The organism is Mesorhizobium sp. M7A.F.Ca.ET.027.02.1.1, assembly GCF_004022985.1.
Taxonomy (GTDB): Bacteria; Pseudomonadota; Alphaproteobacteria; order Rhizobiales; family Rhizobiaceae; genus Mesorhizobium.
In genome coordinates, this window is record NZ_RZOL01000821.1 from 1 (window position 1) to 951 (window position 951).

At 53.7% G+C, this 951-nt stretch carries 1 protein-coding gene; it reads right to left on the reverse strand.

Annotated features, from left to right (window positions below):
• Window positions 1-936: site-specific DNA-methyltransferase (locus tag EN749_RS36415; RefSeq protein WP_145991205.1), on the reverse strand; the 936-nt coding region annotated here is incomplete at its 3' end.
• Window positions 937-951 lie beyond the last annotated feature (15 nt).

The window sequence follows — 951 nt, forward strand, 5'->3', positions numbered from 1 at the left end:
GTAGACGAAACCTTGGCGGATATCACTTCCGCTAGGATTGAGTGATTGAATGCGACCCGAGACTTCTTGCTCCTTCTCGCGACCGTCTGGGCTATCAGCGAGCAGATAGTAGGGATAGCGCGCCGCCATAAGACGGGTCCGAGCCAGCGCCAGCGCCACGCGCGAGGTGTCGATGGTAATCCACCTACGACCCCACTGTTCGGCGACGGCTGCCGTCGTGCCGGAACCACAGGTTGGATCGAGGACTAAGTCACCCGGGTCAGTAGTCATCATAATGCAGCGTTCAATTGCGCGCTGGCTCGTCTGAACGACGTAAATCGGAAAGTTCTCACTGTGAATATCTTCCCAAATGTTCGAGAAGGACTCGTAGTTCCAGTCGGCCCAATACATAATTCCGCCAACAGCGCGACCTGTGCCTGAAAAGAGACGACCGGCCTTTGCTAGTCGCGGCATTCCATCTTCCAGCCCAAATCGCCACTGTTTGTTAATACCGCATACCCGAGGGATGCCTTGAAACCAGAAATCTTCGCTGCGAGTCTTGCTTGGATGTTGGCTGACGACCGGGTAATCGACTCGTGCCCATTCAGCGCCAGCGGCCAGTAGGCCTTCGATCTCGTCATCGGCGTAGGCGGACCGTTGTCTGACTTCTCCGGTACGATTGACCAAGGCCGTCATCTTCGATCCTGCCCCTGGATCGCGACGAGGGACATAGAGCTGGCGTAGTTTGAGCTTCTCGCGGCTCCGACAATACCAGAGAATAAAATCGTTTACTGAATCAGTTGGAGTAGTCGAGCTTTTCTTCTTAAATATAATCTCGCTTACAAAGTTCTTCTCACCGAAAACTTCATCCAACAAGACGCGAACCCTATGTACGTTCTCATCGCTTATCTGAACGAAGATTGATCCGCTATCGGTCAGCAATTCCCGCGCGACCATTAGTCGGTCACGCAG